21 protein-coding genes and 1 pseudogene are annotated in these 20557 nt (G+C 47.5%); 15 read left to right on the top strand and 7 right to left on the bottom strand.

The annotated features are described in order from the left end of the window. Positions 1 to 120, top strand: a pseudogene (locus tag ICN30_RS07680) (IS30 family transposase); the annotation flags it as partial. Between the two features lie 36 nt (positions 121 to 156). Here the strand turns inward: ICN30_RS07680 and ICN30_RS07675 are convergent. After that, positions 157 to 984 carry a pyruvate, water dikinase regulatory protein gene (locus tag ICN30_RS07675; RefSeq protein ID WP_216274535.1) on the bottom strand — a complete coding sequence of 276 codons (828 nt, stop codon included), beginning with the start codon at positions 982 to 984 and terminating at the stop codon, positions 157 to 159. A gap of 107 nt (positions 985 to 1091) precedes the next feature. Here ICN30_RS07675 and ppsA point away from each other — a divergent pair, with 107 nt between their 5' ends. Continuing rightward, complete coding sequence (gene ppsA / locus ICN30_RS07670; protein ID WP_216274532.1) at positions 1092 to 3494, top strand: phosphoenolpyruvate synthase; 2403 nt, start codon at positions 1092 to 1094, stop codon at positions 3492 to 3494. An 83-nt stretch (positions 3495 to 3577) separates the two neighbouring features. On the opposite strand, the gene ICN30_RS07665 is transcribed toward ppsA, so the two are convergent. The 5 genes from ICN30_RS07665 to smpB all read right to left on the bottom strand — a co-directional run bounded on the left by ICN30_RS07665 (position 3578) and on the right by smpB (position 8334). Further along, entirely contained in the window at positions 3578 to 4459 is an 882-nt protein-coding gene (locus ICN30_RS07665) for a proteasome-type protease (RefSeq protein WP_255533166.1), read from the bottom strand. Positions 4460 to 4520: 61 nt separating this feature from the next. Further along, positions 4521 to 5318: a transglutaminase family protein gene (locus ICN30_RS07660; RefSeq protein ID WP_216274530.1), complete on the bottom strand. Its 798-nt coding sequence runs from the start codon at positions 5316 to 5318 to the stop codon at positions 4521 to 4523. A gap of 8 nt (positions 5319 to 5326) precedes the next feature. Continuing rightward, the gene (locus ICN30_RS07655) at positions 5327 to 6334 is read right to left on the bottom strand and encodes an alpha-E domain-containing protein (protein WP_216274529.1); all 1008 of its coding nucleotides are present in this window, start codon (positions 6332 to 6334) and stop codon (positions 5327 to 5329) included. A 15-nt stretch (positions 6335 to 6349) separates the two neighbouring features. Further along, positions 6350 to 7762: a circularly permuted type 2 ATP-grasp protein gene (locus ICN30_RS07650; RefSeq protein WP_216274528.1), complete on the bottom strand. Its 1413-nt coding sequence runs from the start codon at positions 7760 to 7762 to the stop codon at positions 6350 to 6352. A 119-nt stretch (positions 7763 to 7881) separates the two neighbouring features. Further along, positions 7882 to 8334, bottom strand: a complete 453-nt coding sequence (smpB, locus tag ICN30_RS07645) for an SsrA-binding protein SmpB (protein WP_015421400.1) — start codon at positions 8332 to 8334, stop codon at positions 7882 to 7884. Between the two features lie 26 nt (positions 8335 to 8360). Here smpB and ICN30_RS07640 point away from each other — a divergent pair, with 26 nt between their 5' ends. The 13 genes from ICN30_RS07640 to ICN30_RS07580 are packed head-to-tail and all read left to right on the top strand — an operon-like array spanning position 8361 to position 19692. Then, on the top strand, positions 8361 to 8792 hold the full coding sequence (locus ICN30_RS07640) for a type II toxin-antitoxin system RatA family toxin (RefSeq protein ID WP_216133814.1): 432 nt from the start codon (positions 8361 to 8363) through the stop codon (positions 8790 to 8792). After that, positions 8785 to 9135: an RnfH family protein gene (locus tag ICN30_RS07635; RefSeq protein WP_216274527.1), complete on the top strand. Its 351-nt coding sequence runs from the start codon at positions 8785 to 8787 to the stop codon at positions 9133 to 9135. Before ICN30_RS07640 ends, ICN30_RS07635 begins: the two co-directional genes overlap by 8 nt. 26 nt (positions 9136 to 9161) lie before the next feature. Beyond that, a complete protein-coding gene (guaB, locus tag ICN30_RS07630) occupies positions 9162 to 10628 on the top strand; it encodes an IMP dehydrogenase (protein ID WP_216180643.1) in 1467 nt (488 codons plus the stop codon). 13 nt (positions 10629 to 10641) lie between these two features. Further along, entirely contained in the window at positions 10642 to 12249 is a 1608-nt protein-coding gene (gene guaA / locus ICN30_RS07625; RefSeq protein WP_216274526.1) for a glutamine-hydrolyzing GMP synthase, read from the top strand. Between the two features lie 29 nt (positions 12250 to 12278). Beyond that, on the top strand, positions 12279 to 13103 hold the full coding sequence (locus tag ICN30_RS07620; protein WP_216274525.1) for a ferritin-like domain-containing protein: 825 nt from the start codon (positions 12279 to 12281) through the stop codon (positions 13101 to 13103). Then, positions 13100 to 14995 carry a radical SAM protein gene (locus ICN30_RS07615; RefSeq protein ID WP_216274524.1) on the top strand — a complete coding sequence of 632 codons (1896 nt, stop codon included), beginning with the start codon at positions 13100 to 13102 and terminating at the stop codon, positions 14993 to 14995. The genes ICN30_RS07620 and ICN30_RS07615 overlap by 4 nt, the downstream gene beginning before the upstream one ends. Before the next feature lie 46 nt (positions 14996 to 15041). After that, on the top strand, positions 15042 to 15740 hold the full coding sequence (locus ICN30_RS07610) for a hypothetical protein (RefSeq protein ID WP_216274523.1): 699 nt from the start codon (positions 15042 to 15044) through the stop codon (positions 15738 to 15740). Then, entirely contained in the window at positions 15716 to 16444 is a 729-nt protein-coding gene (locus ICN30_RS07605; RefSeq protein ID WP_216274521.1) for a hypothetical protein, read from the top strand. The genes ICN30_RS07610 and ICN30_RS07605 overlap by 25 nt, the downstream gene beginning before the upstream one ends. A gap of 28 nt (positions 16445 to 16472) precedes the next feature. Further along, entirely contained in the window at positions 16473 to 17126 is a 654-nt protein-coding gene (gene queE / locus ICN30_RS07600) for a 7-carboxy-7-deazaguanine synthase (RefSeq protein ID WP_216274520.1), read from the top strand. Between the two features lie 37 nt (positions 17127 to 17163). Further along, a complete protein-coding gene (queD, locus tag ICN30_RS07595; protein WP_216274518.1) occupies positions 17164 to 17628 on the top strand; it encodes a 6-carboxytetrahydropterin synthase QueD in 465 nt (154 codons plus the stop codon). Positions 17629 to 17636: 8 nt separating this feature from the next. Continuing rightward, positions 17637 to 18092: a tRNA adenosine(34) deaminase TadA gene (gene tadA / locus ICN30_RS07590; RefSeq protein WP_216274516.1), complete on the top strand. Its 456-nt coding sequence runs from the start codon at positions 17637 to 17639 to the stop codon at positions 18090 to 18092. Continuing rightward, positions 18089 to 19033 (top strand): LD-carboxypeptidase, encoded by a 945-nt coding sequence (locus tag ICN30_RS07585; RefSeq protein WP_216274514.1) that lies wholly within the window; start codon positions 18089 to 18091, stop codon positions 19031 to 19033. Before tadA ends, ICN30_RS07585 begins: the two co-directional genes overlap by 4 nt. 23 nt (positions 19034 to 19056) lie before the next feature. After that, entirely contained in the window at positions 19057 to 19692 is a 636-nt protein-coding gene (locus ICN30_RS07580) for a heme-binding protein (protein ID WP_255533163.1), read from the top strand. On the opposite strand, the gene ICN30_RS07575 is transcribed toward ICN30_RS07580, so the two are convergent. Further along, a complete protein-coding gene (locus ICN30_RS07575; RefSeq protein WP_216274512.1) occupies positions 19689 to 20555 on the bottom strand; it encodes a 23S rRNA (adenine(2030)-N(6))-methyltransferase RlmJ in 867 nt (288 codons plus the stop codon). The genes ICN30_RS07580 and ICN30_RS07575 overlap by 4 nt on opposite strands. Between the last annotated feature and the right edge of the window lie 2 nt (positions 20556 to 20557).

Here is a 20557-nt window from a genome sequence, read left to right as displayed (position 1 = left end):
AATTACTCCCAAGCCAAACTCAATGCTGTAGCAAGGCAACTCAATGAACGTCCTAGAAAAACACTAAACTATCAAACACCGGCAGAACGTTTTGCCCTAACTGTTGCATCGACGGGTTGAAATCAAGGTCGAAAGCAGACCCCGAAGGTGACTTTTCTAGCCTAAGATTGTTTTATCTGACTTAATAGATTGCAATACGGTAGTAGCGATCTCTTCAATCGATTTGCTAGTTGTTGCTACCCAAGGAATAGATTCTTTTTTCATCATGGCGGTAGCTTCATTAATCTCGTAGCGGCAATTTTCCAATTTTGCGTAGTTGCTGCCAGGGCGTCGCTCATTACGAATCTCTGAAAGACGCTCAGCATCGATCATGAGGCCGAAAATCTTGTTGCGATAGGGGATTAAATCTTTTGGTAACTGCCCGCGTTCAAAATCTTCAGGTATCAGAGGGTAGTTGGCCGCCTTCATTCCATATTGCATCGCCAAATACAGGCTCGTTGGCGTTTTACCCACTCGAGATATCCCAACGAGAATGACATCAGCTTCTGCTAGATTGCGATTCGACTGGCCATCATCGTGAGCCAGGGAGTAGTTAATAGCTTCAATACGGTTTTTATAAGCCTCGGTATCCGCATTGTGGTGCAGTCGGTTCATGGCATGGGTTGATTTAACCCCCAGCGCTTGTTCTAAAGGGGCCACAAAAGTCTGGAACATGTCCAGAATCAAGCCGTTAGCCTTGCCGACAATTTTGTTGAGCTCGGGATTCACCAAAGTGGTGAAAACAATGGGCTGAACACCATATTTGGAGGCTGCCTGATTGATGCTAGAAACGGCATCATGGGCTTTTTCAGAGCTATCCACAAAAGGGACCCGAATGTGCTTAAAAGTGGCCTCAAATTGGGCCAAAATCGACTGGCTGAAGTTCTCGGCGGTAATTCCGGTGCCGTCAGAAACGATAAAAACAATGCGGGTTTGGGTAGACATGAGATTGGCCTAAAAAATCGTGGTCAGCACTACAATACGTAGTTAATGAAGTATGCCGTATTTTATTCGGCCGCTCGACCAGTTTCCTTATCTTTAGAGAGTATTTTATGTCCAACCAACAGCAACAAAGTAATGATGTAGCAAATGCCTATGTTTTGCCTTTTGAGCAACTCCGAATGACTGATGTTGAGTCAGTCGGCGGTAAAAATGCCTCATTGGGTGAAATGATTTCTCAGTTGTCTTCTACGGGCGTACGTGTACCGACTGGATTTGCAACCACTTCACTAGCATTTCGTGATTTCTTAGAGCACAACAATTTGACCGAGCGCATCCAGAAGCGCTTAGAAAATCTCAATATTGATGATGTGCGCGCCTTAGCTGAGGCCGGTAAAGAAATTCGTGGCTGGATTGAGACTGCGCCGTTTCAACCACGTCTTGATGAAGAGATTCGTACAGCGTTTAAAAAATTAGATGACTCTGGCAAAGGATCCTTTGCAGTTCGTTCTTCAGCAACAGCAGAAGACTTGCCAGATGCTTCATTTGCCGGACAACAAGAGACCTTCTTAAACGTTGAGGGTATCGATGATGTTCTGAAGAAGATTCGTGAAGTGTTTGCTTCCTTGTATAACGATCGCGCGATTTCTTACCGTGTCCACAAGGGCTTTGCCCATGCTGAAGTAGCCTTATCTGCCGGTATCCAGCGTATGGTGCGCTCTGACCTTGGCGCAGCTGGTGTGATGTTTACCCTGGATACCGAGTCTGGCTTTGAAGATGTCGTGTTCATTACTTCCAGCTATGGCTTGGGTGAGACAGTGGTGCAGGGTGCAGTGAACCCAGATGAGTTCTATGTATTCAAAACAACTTTGGCTCAAGATAAGAAAGCGATTATTCGTCGCTCCTTAGGCTCTAAGTTGATTCAGATGCAATTCGCCCCAGCAGGTTCTGCTGAGAAGGTGGTGACTGTGGATGTTGCTCCTGAGAAACGCAATCGTTTTTCTTTGGAAGATGCAGACATTACTGAATTAGCAAAGTACGCAGTCATCATTGAGAAGCACTACGGTCGTCCAATGGATATCGAGTGGGGCAAAGATGGTCAAGATGGCCGCATTTACATCCTGCAAGCACGCCCAGAGACAGTGAAGAGTCAAGCCGCTGGTCAAGTGGAGATGCGTTACAAACTCAAGGGAACATCTAAGGTTCTCGCTAAAGGTCGTGCGATTGGTCAAAAGATTGGTGCGGGTCCGGTTCGTGTGATTCGTGACCCAAGCGAGATGGATCGCGTACAGCCTGGCGATGTATTGGTTGCTGATATGACTGACCCTAACTGGGAGCCGGTAATGAAGCGCGCTTCTGCGATTGTGACTAATCGTGGCGGACGTACTTGCCATGCAGCGATTATTGCTCGTGAGTTGGGCGTTCCTGCGGTTGTCGGTTGTGGTGATGCAACAGAGCACTTGCAAGACGGCATGATGGTGACGGTTTCTTGTGCAGAAGGCGACGAAGGTCATATTTATGATGGCTTGATCGAAACTGAAGTGACTGAAGTTTCTCGTGGCGTATTGCCAGAGATCCCAGTGAAGATCACTATGAATATTGGTAACCCTCAGTTAGCATTTGATTTCTGCCAAATCCCAAATGCTGGTGTTGGTTTAGCCCGTCTTGAGTTCATCATCAACAACTACATTGGTGTGCACCCACGCGCTGTGTTGGAGTACCCAAATATTGATCCTGATCTCAAGCGCGCTGTAGAAAGTGTTGCTCGCGGTTATGCAAGCCCACGTCAGTTCTACGAAGATAAATTGGTTGAGGGTGTGGCAACGATTGCTGCGGCTTTCTATCCAAAACCAGTGATCGTTCGCTTGTCTGACTTTAAGTCAAACGAGTACAAGAAGCTCATCGGCGGTTCACGCTATGAGCCGGATGAAGAGAATCCAATGCTCGGTTTCCGTGGCGCATCCCGTTACGTATCAGCAGATTTCGGTGAAGCCTTTGCTTTAGAGTGCGCTGCGATGAAGCGTGTTCGTGAAGATATGGGTTTAGATAACGTTGAAATCATGGTGCCATTTGTACGTACTATCAAACAAGCTGAGCGCGTGATCGACATGATGGCGAAGTTCGGTCTCAAGCGTGGTGAAAAAGGCTTACGCCTGATCATGATGTGTGAGATTCCTTCCAATGCGATTTTGGCGGATCAATTCCTCGAGCATTTTGATGGATTCTCAATCGGCTCAAACGATATGACTCAGTTAACTTTGGGTCTAGATCGCGACTCCGGTATGGAATTGTTGGCGATTGACTTTGATGAGCGCGACCCTGCGGTTGAGTTCATGATTGCTCGCTCCATTGAGGCTTGCCGCAAACAAAACAAATACGTTGGTATTTGCGGTCAAGGCCCATCAGACCACCCAGACTTTGCACGCTGGTTGGTTGCTAAGGGTATTACTTCAATCTCTCTCAATCCGGATAGTGTAGTAGCTACCTGGGAGATGTTGGGTAAGAAAGAAGCGTAACCCCTCAATTGCTAATCATTAGCAAGAGATGAAAAAGGCCTAGATGCAAATCTAGGCCTTTTGTTTTGTAGTACTTAACCGAACTAGCGCTTGGATTTCGTAGCTACCTTTTTCTTTGGGCTAGCTTTAGCTGCCGTCTTAACCGGTGCAGCTACTTTCTTTATGGCTTTGCTGGCGCGATGAATGGGCACCGCCCCCATCTTCTTGGCAGGCGATGCAATCGAGCGGGAAGGGGTGGCTCCAGACCAGCTTGGCTCTGCAATCGAGTTAAATGCGGAGCGTAATTTCTCACCCCAGAGCTGATGAATCATTTGGAAGTAGGGGTTGGACTCATCCATCGTCACCAGCTTACTGGCTTGCAATGAGTTCTTTTCATAGACCATCAAGTCCAGTGGTAGACCAACGGAAATATTACTATTTAGTGTGGAGTCCATTGAGATCAGGGCGCACTTGGTAGCTAAATTTAGAGGGGTATCGAAAGTAATGACCCTATCTAAGATTGGCTTACCGTACTTGGATTCGCCAATTTGAAAGTAACAAGTCTCAGGTGTGGCTTCAATAAAGTTGCCGGCTGAGTAGATATTGAAGAGTCGCGGACGCTCACCCTTAATTTGCCCACCAAAGATCAGGTTGCAATTGAAATCAATCCCAGCTTTTTCTAGCGCTTTGTGATCTCGGTCGTAAACCTGCTTGATGGCATCGCCAATGACGACGGCTGCATCATGGGTACTTTCGACATTCCACAGATTCTTGCCGTTGAGAAGTTGGCCTTGCAATAGGATCTCTTTCACGGCCTGAGTGATGGCAAGATTGCCGGCGCTCATGAGGGTGAAAAAGCGATCTTTATCCTTTTGGAATAAAGACATCTTTCTGAATGTACCAATCTGATCGACGCCCGCATTAGTGCGGGTATCCGATAAAAACACCAAGCCATCTTTTAGGCAAAGCCCAACGCAATACGTCATCCTGCAGCCCCTTTAATTATTTCCTTGAATTATCTCTTACTTGGCTTTGCTGAGTGCAGGATTAGTTCGGTTGAGTAATGGAGATAGTGGCACTTAACTCTTCGCCGCCTCCACCTGAGCGTACCCCCTTAACGGGCGCTGCTGAGTAGTAATCTCGGCCAATTGCTAGGCGAACATGGCGCGCATCGGTGAAGCAGGCATTGGTGATATCAATGCTGGTCCATACACCCCGATCAATATCAGTGCAGAAATCAATCCAGGCATGACTAGCTAGGTTTGGAGAATCTTCAGCAAAGAAGTAGCCGCTGACATAACGCGCTGGGATGTTTGAGGCGCGACATAGGCCCAGCATGATATGCGCATGATCTTGGCAGACGCCGGATTTCATGGCAAAAGATTGGGCGGCGGTGGTGGCGGAATTCGTTTGCCCTGGGAAATACAGAATAGTTCCCTGTACGGCGGCAGCCAGCTCTAAAACCTCATCAACCGTATTTTTCTTCGGGAGCGATGCCGAGAAGAACTCCAGCATTTCAGCTGTTGGTTCAGTCAAATTCGTTTGTTGGAGCAAGTGGAAAGGTGAGACTGCCTTGGGCTCATCAATAAACTCAAAAGCATCTTGAGTATGAACATCACCCTCGGCCTCAATCATCATTGAGGTATATGAACTCTCTTGAACAAAAACGCTGTATAGGTTTCCAAATGCATCGAGTGAGGTGCTTGCCTTAATCGGCGTGCTAACTTTCCACTTATCAATTGTTTGGCCGGCTACATCAGGCGGCGTGAGGCGCAACTCTTGAATGGAGTAACGCACCGGCGTTTCATAGCGGTATTCTGTGCGGTGACGAATCTTGAGGTGCATAGTGATCTCTAGGCTACGGCTAATGGTATGAGGTAAGCATTACTGAATTCATCAGCAATGTGATTGATGCGCTCTAAGAATTCTTCAATAAATTCCTCCAGCCCTTGAGAAAAGACTTCATCAATATCAGAGTAATCTAAGCTGGCCTTGAGTTTGCCAAGGAGACGTTCAATTTCTTTGGATTGCTGATTCTTCATTTCCGCAATCAAGGGGATGAGCTCATTGACGCAGCAAACCAGTGAACGTGGCATTTGCTTATTGAAAATCAAGAGTTGGGCTACTTGCTTGGGGGTTACTTGATCTGAGTAGATCTGCCGATAGATTTCAAAAGCAGAAACCGATCGAAGTAGGGCGGCCCAGTGGTAAAAGTCAAAGAAGTCGCCATCAGCCCCATCAATAACTTCCGCGACCTCGCCGTCAACTGCCTTACCTTTTTTATCGGTACGCAATACCTTCAACGCTGCCTGACCTTCGTATTTGGTTTCTAAAATACGAGCGGTGTTATCAGCCCTCTCTAGAAGGGTGCCAACATTCATAAAATAGAAGGCTTCATTCTTGAGCATGGTGCCATGCATAACACCTCGGAATAGATGGCAGCGATGCTTTACCCAATCCAGCAATCTACTGGGGTCAGCTTGATTGCGAGCCTCCAGAATGCGCTGCAATTCTAGCCAAGTGGTATTTTGGGTTTCCCATGCCTCGGAAGTAATCTTCCCCCGAATGACACGAGCATTCTCACGCGCGGCAAATAAGCAGGACACGATGCTGGAGGGATTGCTGGTTTCATAAATCATGAAGTCCAAGACATTCTCACGAGTAACGACATCGTATTTCTGCAGGAAAGATTCCTCTAGCTTGGAGATGGTGAGTAACTTCTTCCAACTTTGCTCTAAAAATTCTGCAGGCTGCGGGAGTAGAGAAGTTTGGTGGTTGACATCCAGCATGCGGGCAGTGTTTTCTGCTCGCTCTGTGTAGCGGGCCATCCAGTAAAGGCAATCAGCGGTACGACTCAACATATTTACTTATCCCTTTTATTCTTCTAGAACCCAGGTGTCTTTAGTGCCGCCACCCTGCGAGGAGTTCACCACTAAAGAGCCTTCTTTAAGGGCAACGCGAGTCAGGCCACCTGGAACCATCTTGATAGTTTTTCCTGACAAAACAAATGGCCGTAAATCAATGTGCCGTGGCGCAACACCAGACTCAACAAAAGTTGGGCAAGTGGAGAGTGCAAGCGTTGGCTGTGCAATGTATTTATCTGGATTAGCAATCAGATGCCCACGGAATTCTTCAATCTCCGCTTTGGTGGAGGCTGGTCCAACCAACATGCCATATCCGCCAGCACCATGCGTCAACTTCACCACCAACTTGTCCAAGTTGGCTAAGGTGTATGCGAGATCCTCTGGTTTACGACATTGAAAGGTTGGTACATTATTCAGAATGGGTTTCTCACCCAAATAGAACTCAATCATGTCCGGTACATAAGGGTAGATTGACTTGTCATCAGCAATGCCAGTACCAATGGCATTAGCTAGGGTTACATTCCCTGCGCGATGTGCGGAGAGTAATCCAGCGACACCTAAGGTTGAATCAGAGCGAAACGCAAGGGGATCTAGGAAGTCATCATCGACGCGACGGTAAATTACATCGACCCGCTCGGGTCCTTGCGTTGTGCGCATAAAGACTTGCTCATTCTTTACAAACAAATCTTTACCTTCTACTAATTCCACGCCCATTTGCTGAGCTAGGTAGCTGTGTTCAAAGTAGGCGGAGTTGTACATGCCAGGAGTGAGCACTACGACATTCGGCTTTTTAACATCGTCTGGTTTGACAGACTTCAAGCATTCCAATAAAAAATCGGGATAGTGCTCAACAGGGGCAACTCGATATTTTTGAAATAAGTCTGGGAAGAGTCGCATCATCATCTTGCGATCCTCAACCATGTAAGAGACGCCAGATGGGACGCGCAGGTTATCTTCTAGAACGTAGAACTCGCCTTCGCCAGCACGCACGATATCAATCCCGGCGATCTGGGCATAGATGTCTCGCGGCACGCTAACGTTGCGCATCTCTGGGCGATATTGCGCATTGTTATAAATCTGCTCAGCAGGAATAATTCCGGCTTTGATAATTTCTTCTTCGTGATACACGTCATATATGAAGCGATTGAGTGCTTTAACCCGTTGACGTAATCCAGCCTCTAATTGCTCCCATTCTTTGGCGGTAAAGATGCGGGGCACTTGATCAAAAGGAATAGTCCGCTCAGACCCAAGATCATCTCCATAGACGGCAAAAGTAATGCCAACTCGTCTGAAAATCAGGTCAGCCTCAGCGCGCTTGAGACCCATCAGGGTGTCGCTCTGCTGCTTCAGCCAATTATGGAAAACTTGGTAATGGGGACGCGCTTTTCCGCTGGCGTCGAGCATTTCATCAAAAGGCAATTTCATAGTTACAAACTAATGCCTTTGGGTGTTAAAAAACTGGGGGGATGAGGCAGCTTGGTGCCCTATGCACCGATTTGGTGCATTAATTCTTCGCTTTGATGGTTATGGACTCGTTTATCCAATTAAGCGTTAAGGTCGCCCCTAGCAATGCGCCCTTTTTGAACTTCCCATTCGCGCTCTTTAGTGGCCGCACGCTTGTCATGTTGCTTCTTGCCTCGGGCTAGCCCAATCTCGCATTTCACATTCCCTTTCGAGAAATGCAGATTCAGCGGAACGAGGGTGTAGCCTTTTTGCTCAACTTTACCGATGAGCTTTTTAATCTCAATCGCATTGAGGAGGAGTTTGCGGGTGCGTGTGCTGTCTGGGACGATATGCGTAGAAGCTGATAGTAGCGGGGTGATGTGACAGCCGATCAGGAATAGCTCCGCCCGACGGATGACAACATACGCTTCTTTAATGTGGACTCGACCGGCACGGATGGCTTTTACTTCCCAGCCTTCCAACACTAGTCCTGCCTCGAACCGTTCCTCGATAAAATAATCGAAGAAGGCTTTTTTGTTATCGACGATACTCATATTTATTTAGCTTCTCAAGATCGATTATGGCAGACGTCTACAAGACCGTTTTAATTGGCCAATCAGCCGACCGCATGTATGGCTTAGTCACCGACGTTGCGCGCTACCCCGAGTTCCTGCCCTGGTGTGGTGGGGTGGAAATTTTTGAGCAAACCGAGACTGTTTTAGATGCCAAAATCAATATCCACTTCAAGGGTATTAATCAGTACTTTCATACTCGAAACATCAATCACCGCCCTGAAACCATTGATATGGTCTTTGTGGATGGCCCATTCAAGCATTTTTCTGGTCAATGGAACTTTATCCCCCTTAAGGAGGATGCCTGCAAGGTGGAGTTCAAGCTCCATTGGGAGTTCAAGAGCGTCATCTTGGATAAGATCATTGGGCCGGTATTTGGGCATATTGCAGGCACCTTTGTGGATTGCTTCGTAAAGCGAGCCGAAGACCTCTATGGCTAAGCAGTCCATAGAGATTTGGATTTGCGATGCCCGCTTGGGTGAGCCTCAGCTCAGCCCCTTTACCCTGCATTTATCAATCTCTGACACTCCCACAGTGGGCTTGGCACTTATCAAGAGTGGAATTGCCCAAGGCCCTGAGGATCCCGTCCTGGCCAGAAAAGGCTGTTTTGGCGTCTTTGGCAAGCGCAAGGACTGGGATAGTCCTATTTATGAGGGTGATCGTCTGGAGCTGTATTCACCGCTCTTAGTGGATCCAAAAGCTGTCCGCCGCAAGAAGGCTAACCAGAACCAAGATGCCAAATTCCAGGCTGCCGCAGCTAAAAGAAAGGCTAGGAGGCTATAATCGGTTTTTGCGACTAGGGGTTTTGCATGCGACTCATTCAAAAAGCACTCACTTTTGACGATGTGCTCCTCGTACCGGCTTATTCTTCGGTACTCCCTCGAGATGCCAGCTTGGCAAGTAAGTTAACTCGAGATATTTCACTAAACACACCGTTGGTGTCCGCAGCTATGGATACCGTCACCGAAGGCCGCTTGGCAATTGCCATGGCCAGTGAAGGTGGCATTGGTATTGTTCATAAAAATCTCAAGCCTGCTGAGCAGGCTAGGGAAGTGGCTAAGGTCAAGCGTTACGAATCCGGCATTTTGCGCGATCCGATTACTGTCGGTCCTGATGTCACGCTACGTCAAGTTATTCAACTTTCCCGTGAGCATGGCTTTTCTGGTTTCCCAGTTCTTACTGGTAAAGAAGTGGTGGGCATTATTACTAACCGCGACTTGCGCTTTGAGGAAGACTTAGATGCGCCAGTAAAAACGAAGATGACTCCGCGTGAGCGCTTGATTACAGTTAAAGAGGGTTGCTCCCTAGAGGAGGCAAAGCGTTTGATGAGTCAGCATCGCTTAGAGCGTGTGCTGGTTGTTAACGACAAGTTTGAATTGCGCGGTTTAATCACCGTTAAAGATATCTTGAAAGCCACCGAGCACCCAAATGCTTGTAAAGATAGCGAAGGTAAGTTGCGCGTTGGTGCTGCTGTTGGTGTGGGTCCTGATAACGATGAGCGTATTGAACTTCTGGTTCGCGCAGGCGTCGATGTGATTGTGGTCGATACCGCTCACGGCCATAGCCAAGGTGTACTAGACCGCGTTAAGTGGGTTAAGAAAAACTATCCTCATGTACAAGTGATTGGTGGAAACATTGCTACTGGTGATGCTGCCAGAGCATTGGCTGACCATGGTGCTGATGGTGTGAAAGTCGGTATTGGCCCAGGCTCCATTTGCACAACCCGAATTGTTGCTGGTGTAGGCGTTCCTCAGATCAGCGCGATTGTGAATGTGGCTGCTGCACTCAAAGGCACGGGCATTCCGTTAATTGCGGACGGTGGTGTGCGTTACTCCGGTGACGTTGCTAAAGCTTTGGCTGCTGGCGCAAGCTCAGTCATGATGGGTGGCATGTTTGCCGGCACTGAAGAAGCTCCAGGCGAAGTGTTCTTGTATCAAGGTCGTTCATACAAGAGCTATCGCGGCATGGGTTCTTTAGGCGCGATGGCGGATGGTTCTGCTGATCGTTATTTCCAAAGCGATATCAGTGCTGCAAATGCAGAGAAGCTAGTACCTGAAGGCATTGAAGGTCAAGTACCTTACAAGGGTAGTGTCCTTGCCATCTTGCATCAACTGACTGGTGGTATTCGTTCTTCAATGGGCTATCTTGGATGCAAGACGATTGATGAACTTCATGAAAAAGCGAATTTTGTGGAAATCACTTCAGCGGGTGTACGCGAGTCACACGTTCATGATGTGAAGATCACTAAGGAAGCACCAAATTACCACATTGATTAAGGCTGTTCCTTTCGTGCACGACAAAATACTGATTCTCGACTTTGGTTCACAAGTCACCCAATTAATTGCTAGACGCGTGCGAGATGCCCGCGTCTATTCTGAAATCCATCCCTACGATTGCGATCCAGAATTTATTCGCAAATTCATTCAAGAGCAGGGTGGTAAGGGAATCATTCTTTCAGGTGGACCTAGTTCCGTTACTGAAGAGGGAAGTCCTCGTGCACCGCAAATCGTTTTTGAATTGGGTGTTCCTGTTTTGGGTATTTGCTATGGCATGCAAACCATGGCGACCCAACTTGGTGGTGCGGTTGCTTCTGCTGAATCTTTGGGTAAAGCCCGCGAGTTTGGTTACTCGGAAGTGCGTGCCCATGGCCATACTAATTTGCTGAAAGGCATTCAGGATTTTTCCACCAGTGAAGGCCATGGCATTCTGAAGGTGTGGATGAGTCATGGTGATTCAGTAACCACCTTACCACCAGCTTTCAAGCTGATGGCTTCAACAGAGTCTTGCCCGATTGCCGGCATGGCAGATGAAGAGCGTCAATTTTATGCATTCCAGTTTCATCCAGAAGTAACGCACACCCTGCAAGGTGAGGCTATCTTGGCTCGCTTTGTCCATGAGATCTGCAAGTGCAAGCCGGACTGGGTGATGGGTGACTATATTAGTGAAGCAGTGGACCATATTCGTAAGCAGGTTGGTGACGAAGAGGTCATTCTTGGTTTATCTGGTGGCGTTGACTCTAGCGTAGCGGCGGCTTTAATCCATCGCGCTATTGGTGATCAGCTCACTTGCGTATTTGTTGATCATGGCTTGCTTCGTTTAAATGAAGGCGACATGGTGATGGAAATGTTTGCCCGCAACCTCGGTGTCAAAGTCATTCGCGTGGATGCCAAAGAAAAGTTTATGTCTGAGCTTGCTGGTGTTGCTGATCCAGAAGCTAAGCGCAAGATTATTGGTAAAGAGTTTGTTGAGATTTTCCAAGCTGAGTCCGGCAAGATTAAAAATGCCAAGTGGCTTGCTCAAGGAACCATTTACCCAGATGTCATTGAGTCTGCTGGTAAAGGTAAGAAGGGTGCGCATACGATTAAGAGTCATCACAATGTGGGTGGCCTGCCTGAAGATATGCATCTCAAGCTACTTGAGCCATTGCGTGAATTATTTAAAGACGAAGTGCGCGAACTCGGCGTTGCCCTAGGTTTGCCACGCGAGATGGTGTATCGCCATCCATTCCCAGGCCCAGGCCTCGGTGTTCGCATCTTGGGTGAAGTCAAATATGAGTTTGCAAGTCTTTTGCAACGTGCTGATGCGATCTTCATTGAAGAGTTGCGCAATACCATTGATGAGGCAAGCCAAAAATCTTGGTATGACCTCACTAGTCAAGCCTTTGCAGTGTTCTTGCCAGTGAAATCTGTAGGCGTTATGGGTGACGGTAGAACCTATGAATACGTTGTCGCTCTTAGAGCGGTTCAAACACAAGACTTTATGACTGCGCACTGGGCCCACTTGCCGCATGATTTACTAGGCAAGGTATCCAATCGCATCATCAATGAAGTTCGTGGCATTAATCGCGTGGTCTACGACATCAGCGGAAAACCTCCGGCAACTATCGAGTGGGAATAGGCGACTTCAGTTCGCCTTTACCCATAACCATGCTTGAGTTACGAGAAACTTCCCTCGCAATACTGGCAAATACCGATGTGCAATCCAAGGTTAGCCAGTTGGCCAACTTGTTCGATGAGTATCAAGCTGGACGCATTGTTGTAAATCTAGCTGGCAATCCCGATAGTCAAAATAATTGCCTCCCAGGTCGACCCGCTAAGCCAGACTTAGTGGCGCCGAAGTTTGTTCCCAAAAGAAAAATGGATACGGTTGAAGGCAGAGCCATTCTTTGGCACTCCTTGGCACATATTGAATTTAATGCCATGAATTTAGCCCTCGATGCGATCTGGCGATTTCCAAATATGCCTAAGGCGTATTACGAAGACTGGTTAAGAGTGGCAAAAGAAGAGGCTTACCATTTCAGTTTGATCGATGCCCATTTACAGTCCTTTGGATTTAGTTATGGTGATTTCCCAGCCCACAATAGTTTGTGGGAGATGGTTGAGAGAACAGCTGATTCAGCGATTGCCCGAATGGCTTTGGTTCCTCGAACTATGGAAGCGAGAGGTCTAGATGCCGTTCCGGAGATTCGAGATCGGTTTAAGCAAATCAAAGATGATCGCGCCGTAGAGATTCTGGAAATCATTCTCCATGATGAGATAGGACATGTGCTTGTTGGCAATCGTTGGTTTAACTTCTTATGTGTCAATGAGGGCTTATCCCCAATTACGACTTATCGTGAGTTGGCCGAGAAGTACCGTGCGCCCACTTTGAGGGGGCCATTTAATTTTGATGCCCGTGAGCAAGCTGGCTTTACTTCTGAGGAATTGGAGTTACTAGAATCTCTTGGTGAGAAACGGACGCAAGTAGCATGAAGATTCTGAGCCTCATTCCACCGATGACGCAGCTGAATACGCCGTATCCATCTACGGCTTATCTCACTGGCTTTCTGCGTTCACGTGGCTTTGATGCAGTACAAGAGGATTTGGCTTTGGCCTTGGTCCTAGGTTTCTTCACTCCGCATGGTTTACTCGAGATTCAGGAGCAATCCTTGAAACTCCCCGAAGAAAACCGTAGTGCGAGTGTCAACTTCTTTCTAGATTACTTTGCAGATTACCAAAGCACCATCGCTTTGGTGATTACATTTTTACAAGGACGCGATAGCACTCTTGCTCATCGCATCAACAGTCGCACTTTGTTGCCTGAAGGACCGCGTTTCGCATCCTTGGAAGCTTATGATGAAGAAGAGGGTTCTGACTCATTGGCATGGGCATTTGGTGCGCTCGGATCTCAAGATCGTGCGCGTCATCTAGCTACTCTCTATCTCAATGATCTATCCGATGTCCTACGTGATGCGGTGGATGAGCGTTTTGAGTTTGTTCGCTATGCCGAATCCTTGGCAGGTAGTCAGCCTACTTTTACGCCTTTGGCGGATGCCTTGGCAGCAAGCCCCACATTAATGGATTTGCATTTACAAGAGCTAACAAAATCTTCCATTGAAAAGCATCAGCCAAGCCTCGTATTGCTCTCAGTGCCTTTCCCTGGAGCAATGTACGCTGCATTACGAATTGCTCAAACCATCAAGCAACATCACTCTAATATCAAGGTTGGCCTTGGTGGCGGCTACGTGAATACTGAGTTACGTGAGCTCACCGACCCACGCATATTTGATTTTATTGACTACATCACCCTAGACTCGGGCGAGAGACCATTGCTTGCTCTGCTTGAGTATTTAAATGGCAAGCGTTCTGCGGAAAGATTGGTGCGTACCTTCATTCGTAATGCCAGTAATGAGGTTAGTTACATTAATTGGCAAGAGCCGGATATTCCATTTGAGGATGTCGGAACGGCCACCTGGGATGGATTGCCGCTCAACTCCTATTTATCTTTGCTGGACATGCTCAACCCCATGCATCGCTTATGGAGTGATGGGCGTTGGAATAAGCTCACGGTTGCTCATGGCTGCTATTGGAAAAAATGTAGCTTTTGTGATGTCAGTCTAGATTACATATCTCGTTATGAAACTGCTTCAGCTGCTCTATTAGTTGATCGTATCGAGGCAATTGTTGCTGAGACTGGTCAGACGGGATTTCATTTTGTAGATGAGGCGGCGCCACCTAAAATCTTGAAAGCACTTGCTGAGGAATTAATTCGTCGCAAGGTAGTCATTTCTTGGTGGGGCAATATTCGCTTCGAAAAAACCTTTACGCCAGACCTGTGCGAACTATTAGCGCAAAGTGGGTGCATTGCTATGTCTGGTGGATTAGAAGTCGCATCTGACAGGCTACTTGATCTCATGAAAAAAGGTGTTTCAGTCGAGCAGGTCGCTCAAGTGACTAAAGGATTCTCTGATTCGGGAATCTTGGTACACGCTTATTTGATGTATGGCTTTCCAACGCAAACTGTTCAAGAAACCGTCGACTCCTTGGAGTATGTTCGTCAGCTTTTTGAAAATGGCTGCATTCAGAGTGGATTTTTTCATCGCTTCACTTGCACGGTGCATTCTCCGGTAGGTCTTGACCCGGCAGCATATGGGGTTGAGCTCGTACCATTGCCCCCAATTAGTTTTGCTAAGAATGATGTTGCCTTCATCGACCCTGCGGGAGTAGATCATGATCTGCTCGGCATCGGCCTTAAGAAGGCGATTTACAACTTTATGCATGGCGTTGGCTTTGAAGAGGATGTACATAAATGGTTTGATATGCCTGGCATTCCAAAGGCTTCGGTAGGTCGCAATAAAATAGCCAAAGCTTTAAGGCATGTATAAACTTAAGCAATCTCACTTGCTTAATAAATTCACTATGGGTAGCAATATGAATCTGTCTCGCCGCACCTTCATTGCATCAGCCGCTTTAGCTCCAGTAGCCTGTGGCAGCCTTTCGTATGAGCATGGCATTCCTGTGGCTCAACCAAAATCACTTCCTGTGGTTCGTCCACCGCAAGTGGGGCAAGAGTGGACCTACATCAAGAAAGATGTCTTTAATGGAAAAACCTTGGATGTAATTACTGAGCGTGTTTCTAATATTGGCTCAACCATTGTGATTGACCGCATGAATGCTGATGGCGCTCGCTTACCCAGTGAAATTCAGACTTCATGGGGAATGGTTTCTACAGATACCCAGTGGTCGCGTTTGCTCGACTTCAGCCCATCTTTACCGCTTTGGCCAGAGCAGCTCTCAACAACCTGGGCGAAACAGTTCACTACTAAGTACAGTATTGCCGGCTATTCAGACTCGAGATTAAATTGGCAGGAATACATGAGTGTGCAAGGCTGGGAAAAAATTACCGTCCCTGCCGGAGAATTCGTGGCACTGCGTTTTCAGAACCTTATTAATTATGAGAGTGAAGATCCAAACAAAGTCGATTGCATTCGGAAGGAAACTGTTTGGTTTGCTCCACAGATTGGCCGCTGGGTTGCGCGTGAAGCTTCTGGTTCTTATCAAATTCAGGGGCAGATTGGTGCAGTGATTTTAGAAGGTAGCTACCAATGGCAACTAAGTTCCTACAAATAAGCAAATTACGCAGATTTCTTTTACTGCTGTCACCAGTATTGTTGGTGGCCTGTATTCCTGCGCAGCCTTATCCAGCCTCAACCCCTTTGCCTCAACCGATTAGCCCTCCCAAGGTGAGGGCGCCACAAGTAGGGCAGCAGTGGGTCTACAACGTTCGCAATGTATTTAACCAAGAGTTGGTGGATATTGTTACGGAGAAGGTGGTTTCTATTGCGCCCCAGATTCGAATTCAGCGAAGCGGACTCAAAGCGGGGCCGCTTCCTGATGAAATCCAAGACCCTTGGGGTTATATCCTCCAGGACCCACACTGGAATCCTCCTCAAAAATTTGAACAGGCTCTTCCAGCATGGCCTGAGCAACTTGTTCCAGGTTGGTCTGGTTTCTACCGCACGCGGTATCAAGTTGTTGGCTATCCCGACAGTAGTTATTACTGGGGGTTAAATGTATCAGCGCTCCAATGGGAGGGTGTCAGTGTCCCGGCTGGCCAATTTCCAGTATTGAAATACCAAAATGAAGCGCCTTATTTTGAGAGTAACGATGTTTTTAGGGTTGCCAACTATCGCCAAGAAGATATGTGGCTTTCACCAGAAGTGGGTCGTTGGGTCATTCGTCGCGGGTACGGGCGATATCTCTTGGGGGGAATGTTCTGGAATGATGCCCTCTGGGAAGACTACTTAGAGTGGGAGCTTGTGTCCTGGAAGTAAGCAAAGCGCTTAAAATCAGCACATAGCTATGTATACCGTAAAAGAACTCTTTCCAACCCTCCAGGGTGAGGGTGCCCACGCAGGTCGTGCGGCAGTGTTTTGCCGCTTTGCTGGTTGCAATCTGTGGAGTGGCCGCGAAGAAGATCGCGCCACTGCAGTCTGCCAATTTTGCGATACCGACTTTGTTGGTAGTGATGGTGCTGGTGGCGGCAAGTTTGAAACTGCTTCGCTATTGGCTGACACCATAGAAGAGGTCTGGAATAGCACCTCTGCTGGTCCTCAGCAGCGTTATGTTGTTTTCACTGGTGGCGAACCATTGCTACAGCTCGACGCTTCTTTAATTGATGCTTTACACGCTAAAGGCTTTGCTGTTGCTATCGAGACCAACGGGACGATTAAGGTTCCCAAGGGTGTTGACTGGGTATGTGTCAGCCCAAAGGCCGGCTCAGAGCTCATTGTGTTGCAGGCCGATGAGATTAAGGTAGTGATTCCGCAGGCAGGTCATAGCTCCTTAGAGACCTTATTGGCAAGATTTGAGAAGATGGATTACCGCAATCGCTTCTTGCAGGCCATGGATGGTCCAGACCTTCAAGAAAACCTCGCATTAGCCGTTCGCCTATGCCAAAAGCGGCCTTTATGGCGTTTGAGTGTTCAGGCCCATAAAATGATCGGTATTCGATAGTAGTTATAGCTATATTTAAGTATTCAGAAGAGCAATCATGACCACCAAGCAAGAAGCCATTTCAATTACCCGTCGCCTGGAGTTTGACTCGGGCCATCGTATTCCGAACCACGATGGGCAGTGCCGTCATTTGCATGGCCATCGCTATGCGATTGAGGTCACTCTGACTGGTGTGATTGCGGATCATCCCGGTAAGGCAGATGATGGCATGGTCTTAGATTTTGGAGATATCAAGCGCCTCACCAATCAATATGTAGTGGAGCCTTGGGACCATGCGTTTTTGGTGGCTAAAGAAGATGCTGGATTAGTAGAGTATTTAAACTCCATTCCGAATCACAAGACTGTAGTGATGGAGCATGTTCCTACTGTTGAAAACTTAGCTAGCGCAGCCTTTAGATTGCTGCAGCCTGTTTTTGAGAAAGCCTTTGATGGCCGACTTAAGCTTGCGTCTATTCGTCTTTATGAAACACCCAATTGTTGGGCAGACGTTTCTCATTCCTAAGAAGTAATATGCAAGCAGAGCTTGATCGCCAATTTATGCAGCAGGCTTTGAGTCAAGCTAAGCTCGCTGCTGTTGCTGGTGAAGTCCCGGTTGGAGCTGTATTGGTTCGAGATGGTCAAGTTATTTCTACTGGTTTTAATCGACCAATTACTAATAGCGATCCTAGTGCCCATGCCGAGATGATGGCGTTGCGTGCTGCAGCCCAGAGTGAATCCAATTACCGCCTGCCAGGCACAACTCTTTATGTCACATTAGAGCCTTGCACTATGTGCGCAGGAGCGATGCTGCATGCCAGGGTGGAGCGCGTAGTCTTTGGCGCGTCCGATCCTAAAACTGGCGCCGCCGGTAGCGTGCTCAATGTATTCTCAGAAAAGCAGATTAATCACCAGACCCAGGTTGAAGGTGGCATCATGGGTGAAGAGTGTGGTCAAGTGCTACGTGATTTTTTTAAGGAGCGGCGTTGAAGAAAATTCATTTGATTGCTCCTTCAGGGGCGAGCTTCGATGCTAGTAGCCCATTAGCTGGAATCGAGTGGCTTCAGAAGCAGGGTATTGAAGTTCTTAATACAGATTGCATAAATCGAGTTGAGCAACGTTTTGCTGGCTCGGATGCAGAACGTTTGGCTGACATCAATCAACTAGCTACCTTATCTCCTGATATGGCGGTCGTAGCTATGCGTGGGGGTTACGGATTACATCGCTTGCTCCCGGATATTCAGTGGAGCGCTATTGCTAAAGCTGTTCAGAACGGTCTACAGATTTGTGGGCATAGTGATTTCACGGTCTTCCAGTTAGGCTTATTGGCAAAGACTGGGGCAGTAACTTTAGCTGGCCCCATGCTCAACTTTGACTTTGCTTGCCAGGGAGAGCAGGGCGAGGGAGTTGCTCCCAATGCGTTCATGTGGACGAATTTTCAACAAGCTATCAACGAGCGCAAATTAGATTGCACCATTAAGCTTGCGCAACCCTTCTTAAGCAAGTCTGCCGCAGGCAAGGTATCAGGACTGCTCTGGGGTGGAAACCTCACTGTGCTGGCAGGACTGGTTGGTACGCCTTACTTGCCAACGCAAGAACAAACCCAGGGTGGAATTCTATTTCTAGAGGATGTCAATGAGCATCCCTATCGAATCGAGCGTATGCTCATGCAATTGCTGGATGCTGGGATATTAGAAAATCAAAGCGCCATTCTCTTGGGGGGATTTTCCGCATATCGTCTCTACGACAATGATCGCGGTTACTCCTTGGAAAGTGCTATTGAGGCTATCTGCAAACGTCTTCCTGACGGCATCCCCGTGTTAACTGGATTGCCGTTTGGTCATCAAGCTGAGAAACTCACCTTGCCGGTAGGTGCGCAAGCGCACATTCAATATGATGCATCGGGATTTAGTATTCAGTCTCATTGGTAGTTATTCATATTAAGGAAATCTCCTTGCGAGTTTTAGCATTCCTCACCAGCATATTGATTGCGAGTACTGTAATGGCAACTGAAGAGCCGAAGTATGTCCTCCTGGAGAAATCCGAGCCATTTGAATTGCGTGCTTACGCTCCACTCATAGTTGCAGAAGTTAAGGTGGATGGGGATTTAGATGCCGCCTCGAATCAAGGCTTTCGTTTGATTGCAGCATATATCTTTGGAAAAAATCAGGTATCCGAAAAGATAGCCATGACTGCACCTGTTGGAATTGAATCCAGCGATCAAAATAAGAGTGCCAAGATTGCCATGACTGCTCCCGTAGGGATCGAGAGTAGCAAGTCTTCTGAGGGTGCGGGCAATCAATGGACGGTATCATTTGTGATGCCTGCAGAGTACACCTTGGCTAGCTTGCCAAAGCCATTAAATCCGCAGGTCAAAATTAGAGAAGTGCCTGCCGAGAAAAGGGCGGTGATTACTTTTTCTGGTTTTTATAACGAAGAGAAGGTTCAGGAAAAAACTCAGGCATTGCGTGATTGGATCAAGATCAAGAATCTAAAGCCTGTCGGTGAGCCTCAGTTTGCACGCTACAACCCACCTTGGACGCTACCCTTCATGCGTCGCAATGAGGTCATGATTCAGGTCGTAGATTAAACCTCAAAATTCTTTAGTACAAACCCAGCACCACTATCTTGGTCAAGCGCTTTGACGAGAATAGGCAAGCTTTCGGCCAATTGCTTTTCTAGTGTCCACGGCGGATTGATGATGAACATGCCGCTAGCCTGAAGTCGGCGTTCTTTAGGGGCATTCTCAACCTGCAGCTCAACTTGCAACCAAGACCGTTTATGTGCCGCCGCAATCTTCTTCATGTGATCGGGTAGGGATGCCGATTCTCTTCTGGAGAGACATGGGTACCAAATTGCATAACAACCAGTAGCGAAGCGGTGCAGAGCTTCTTCCATCGTATTTTCAAGATAACGATAGTCTTGCTTATCTTCGTAAGAGGGGTCAATTAAAACAAGTCCACGCCTACTAGGTGGGGGCATCAAGCCCTTTAATCTCGCAAAGCTATCTTCTGCGTAGATGTCAATTTGTTTTGATTGCTTGAGCTCGCTGATATTGTGGCGCAAGATATCAATCTCTTTGGGGTGAAGCTCAAAAAGCTTCAAACGGTCATGGGATCTAAGCAATCGCGCCAAAATAAATGGGGATCCAGGATAGATGGTGATTTCATCTACAGTATTCTCGGCTTGAATATATTCGAGATAATTGGCAATGCCCGGACTAACGGGATTGGTCTCTGCAAATTTAGCTAAGCGATAAATGCCTTGATCCGCTTCTTTGCTGACCGTAGCAAAGCCATCTATGAGGCTATAAATACCAGCGCCAGCATGAGTATCAACAATCGTCAGGGCGCCTGGCTTTTCTTGAAGGTATTCGACTAAATGAATCATCACTAGATGCTTCAGAATATCGGCATGGCTGCCAGCATGGAAAGCATGGCGATAACTAAACATCT

It is taken from the genome of Polynucleobacter sp. 31A-FELB (assembly GCF_018882405.1).
Taxonomy (GTDB): Bacteria; Pseudomonadota; Gammaproteobacteria; order Burkholderiales; family Burkholderiaceae; genus Polynucleobacter.
Note: the sequence above shows the minus strand (reverse complement) of the source record. Positions and strands in the feature narration are given on the sequence as shown.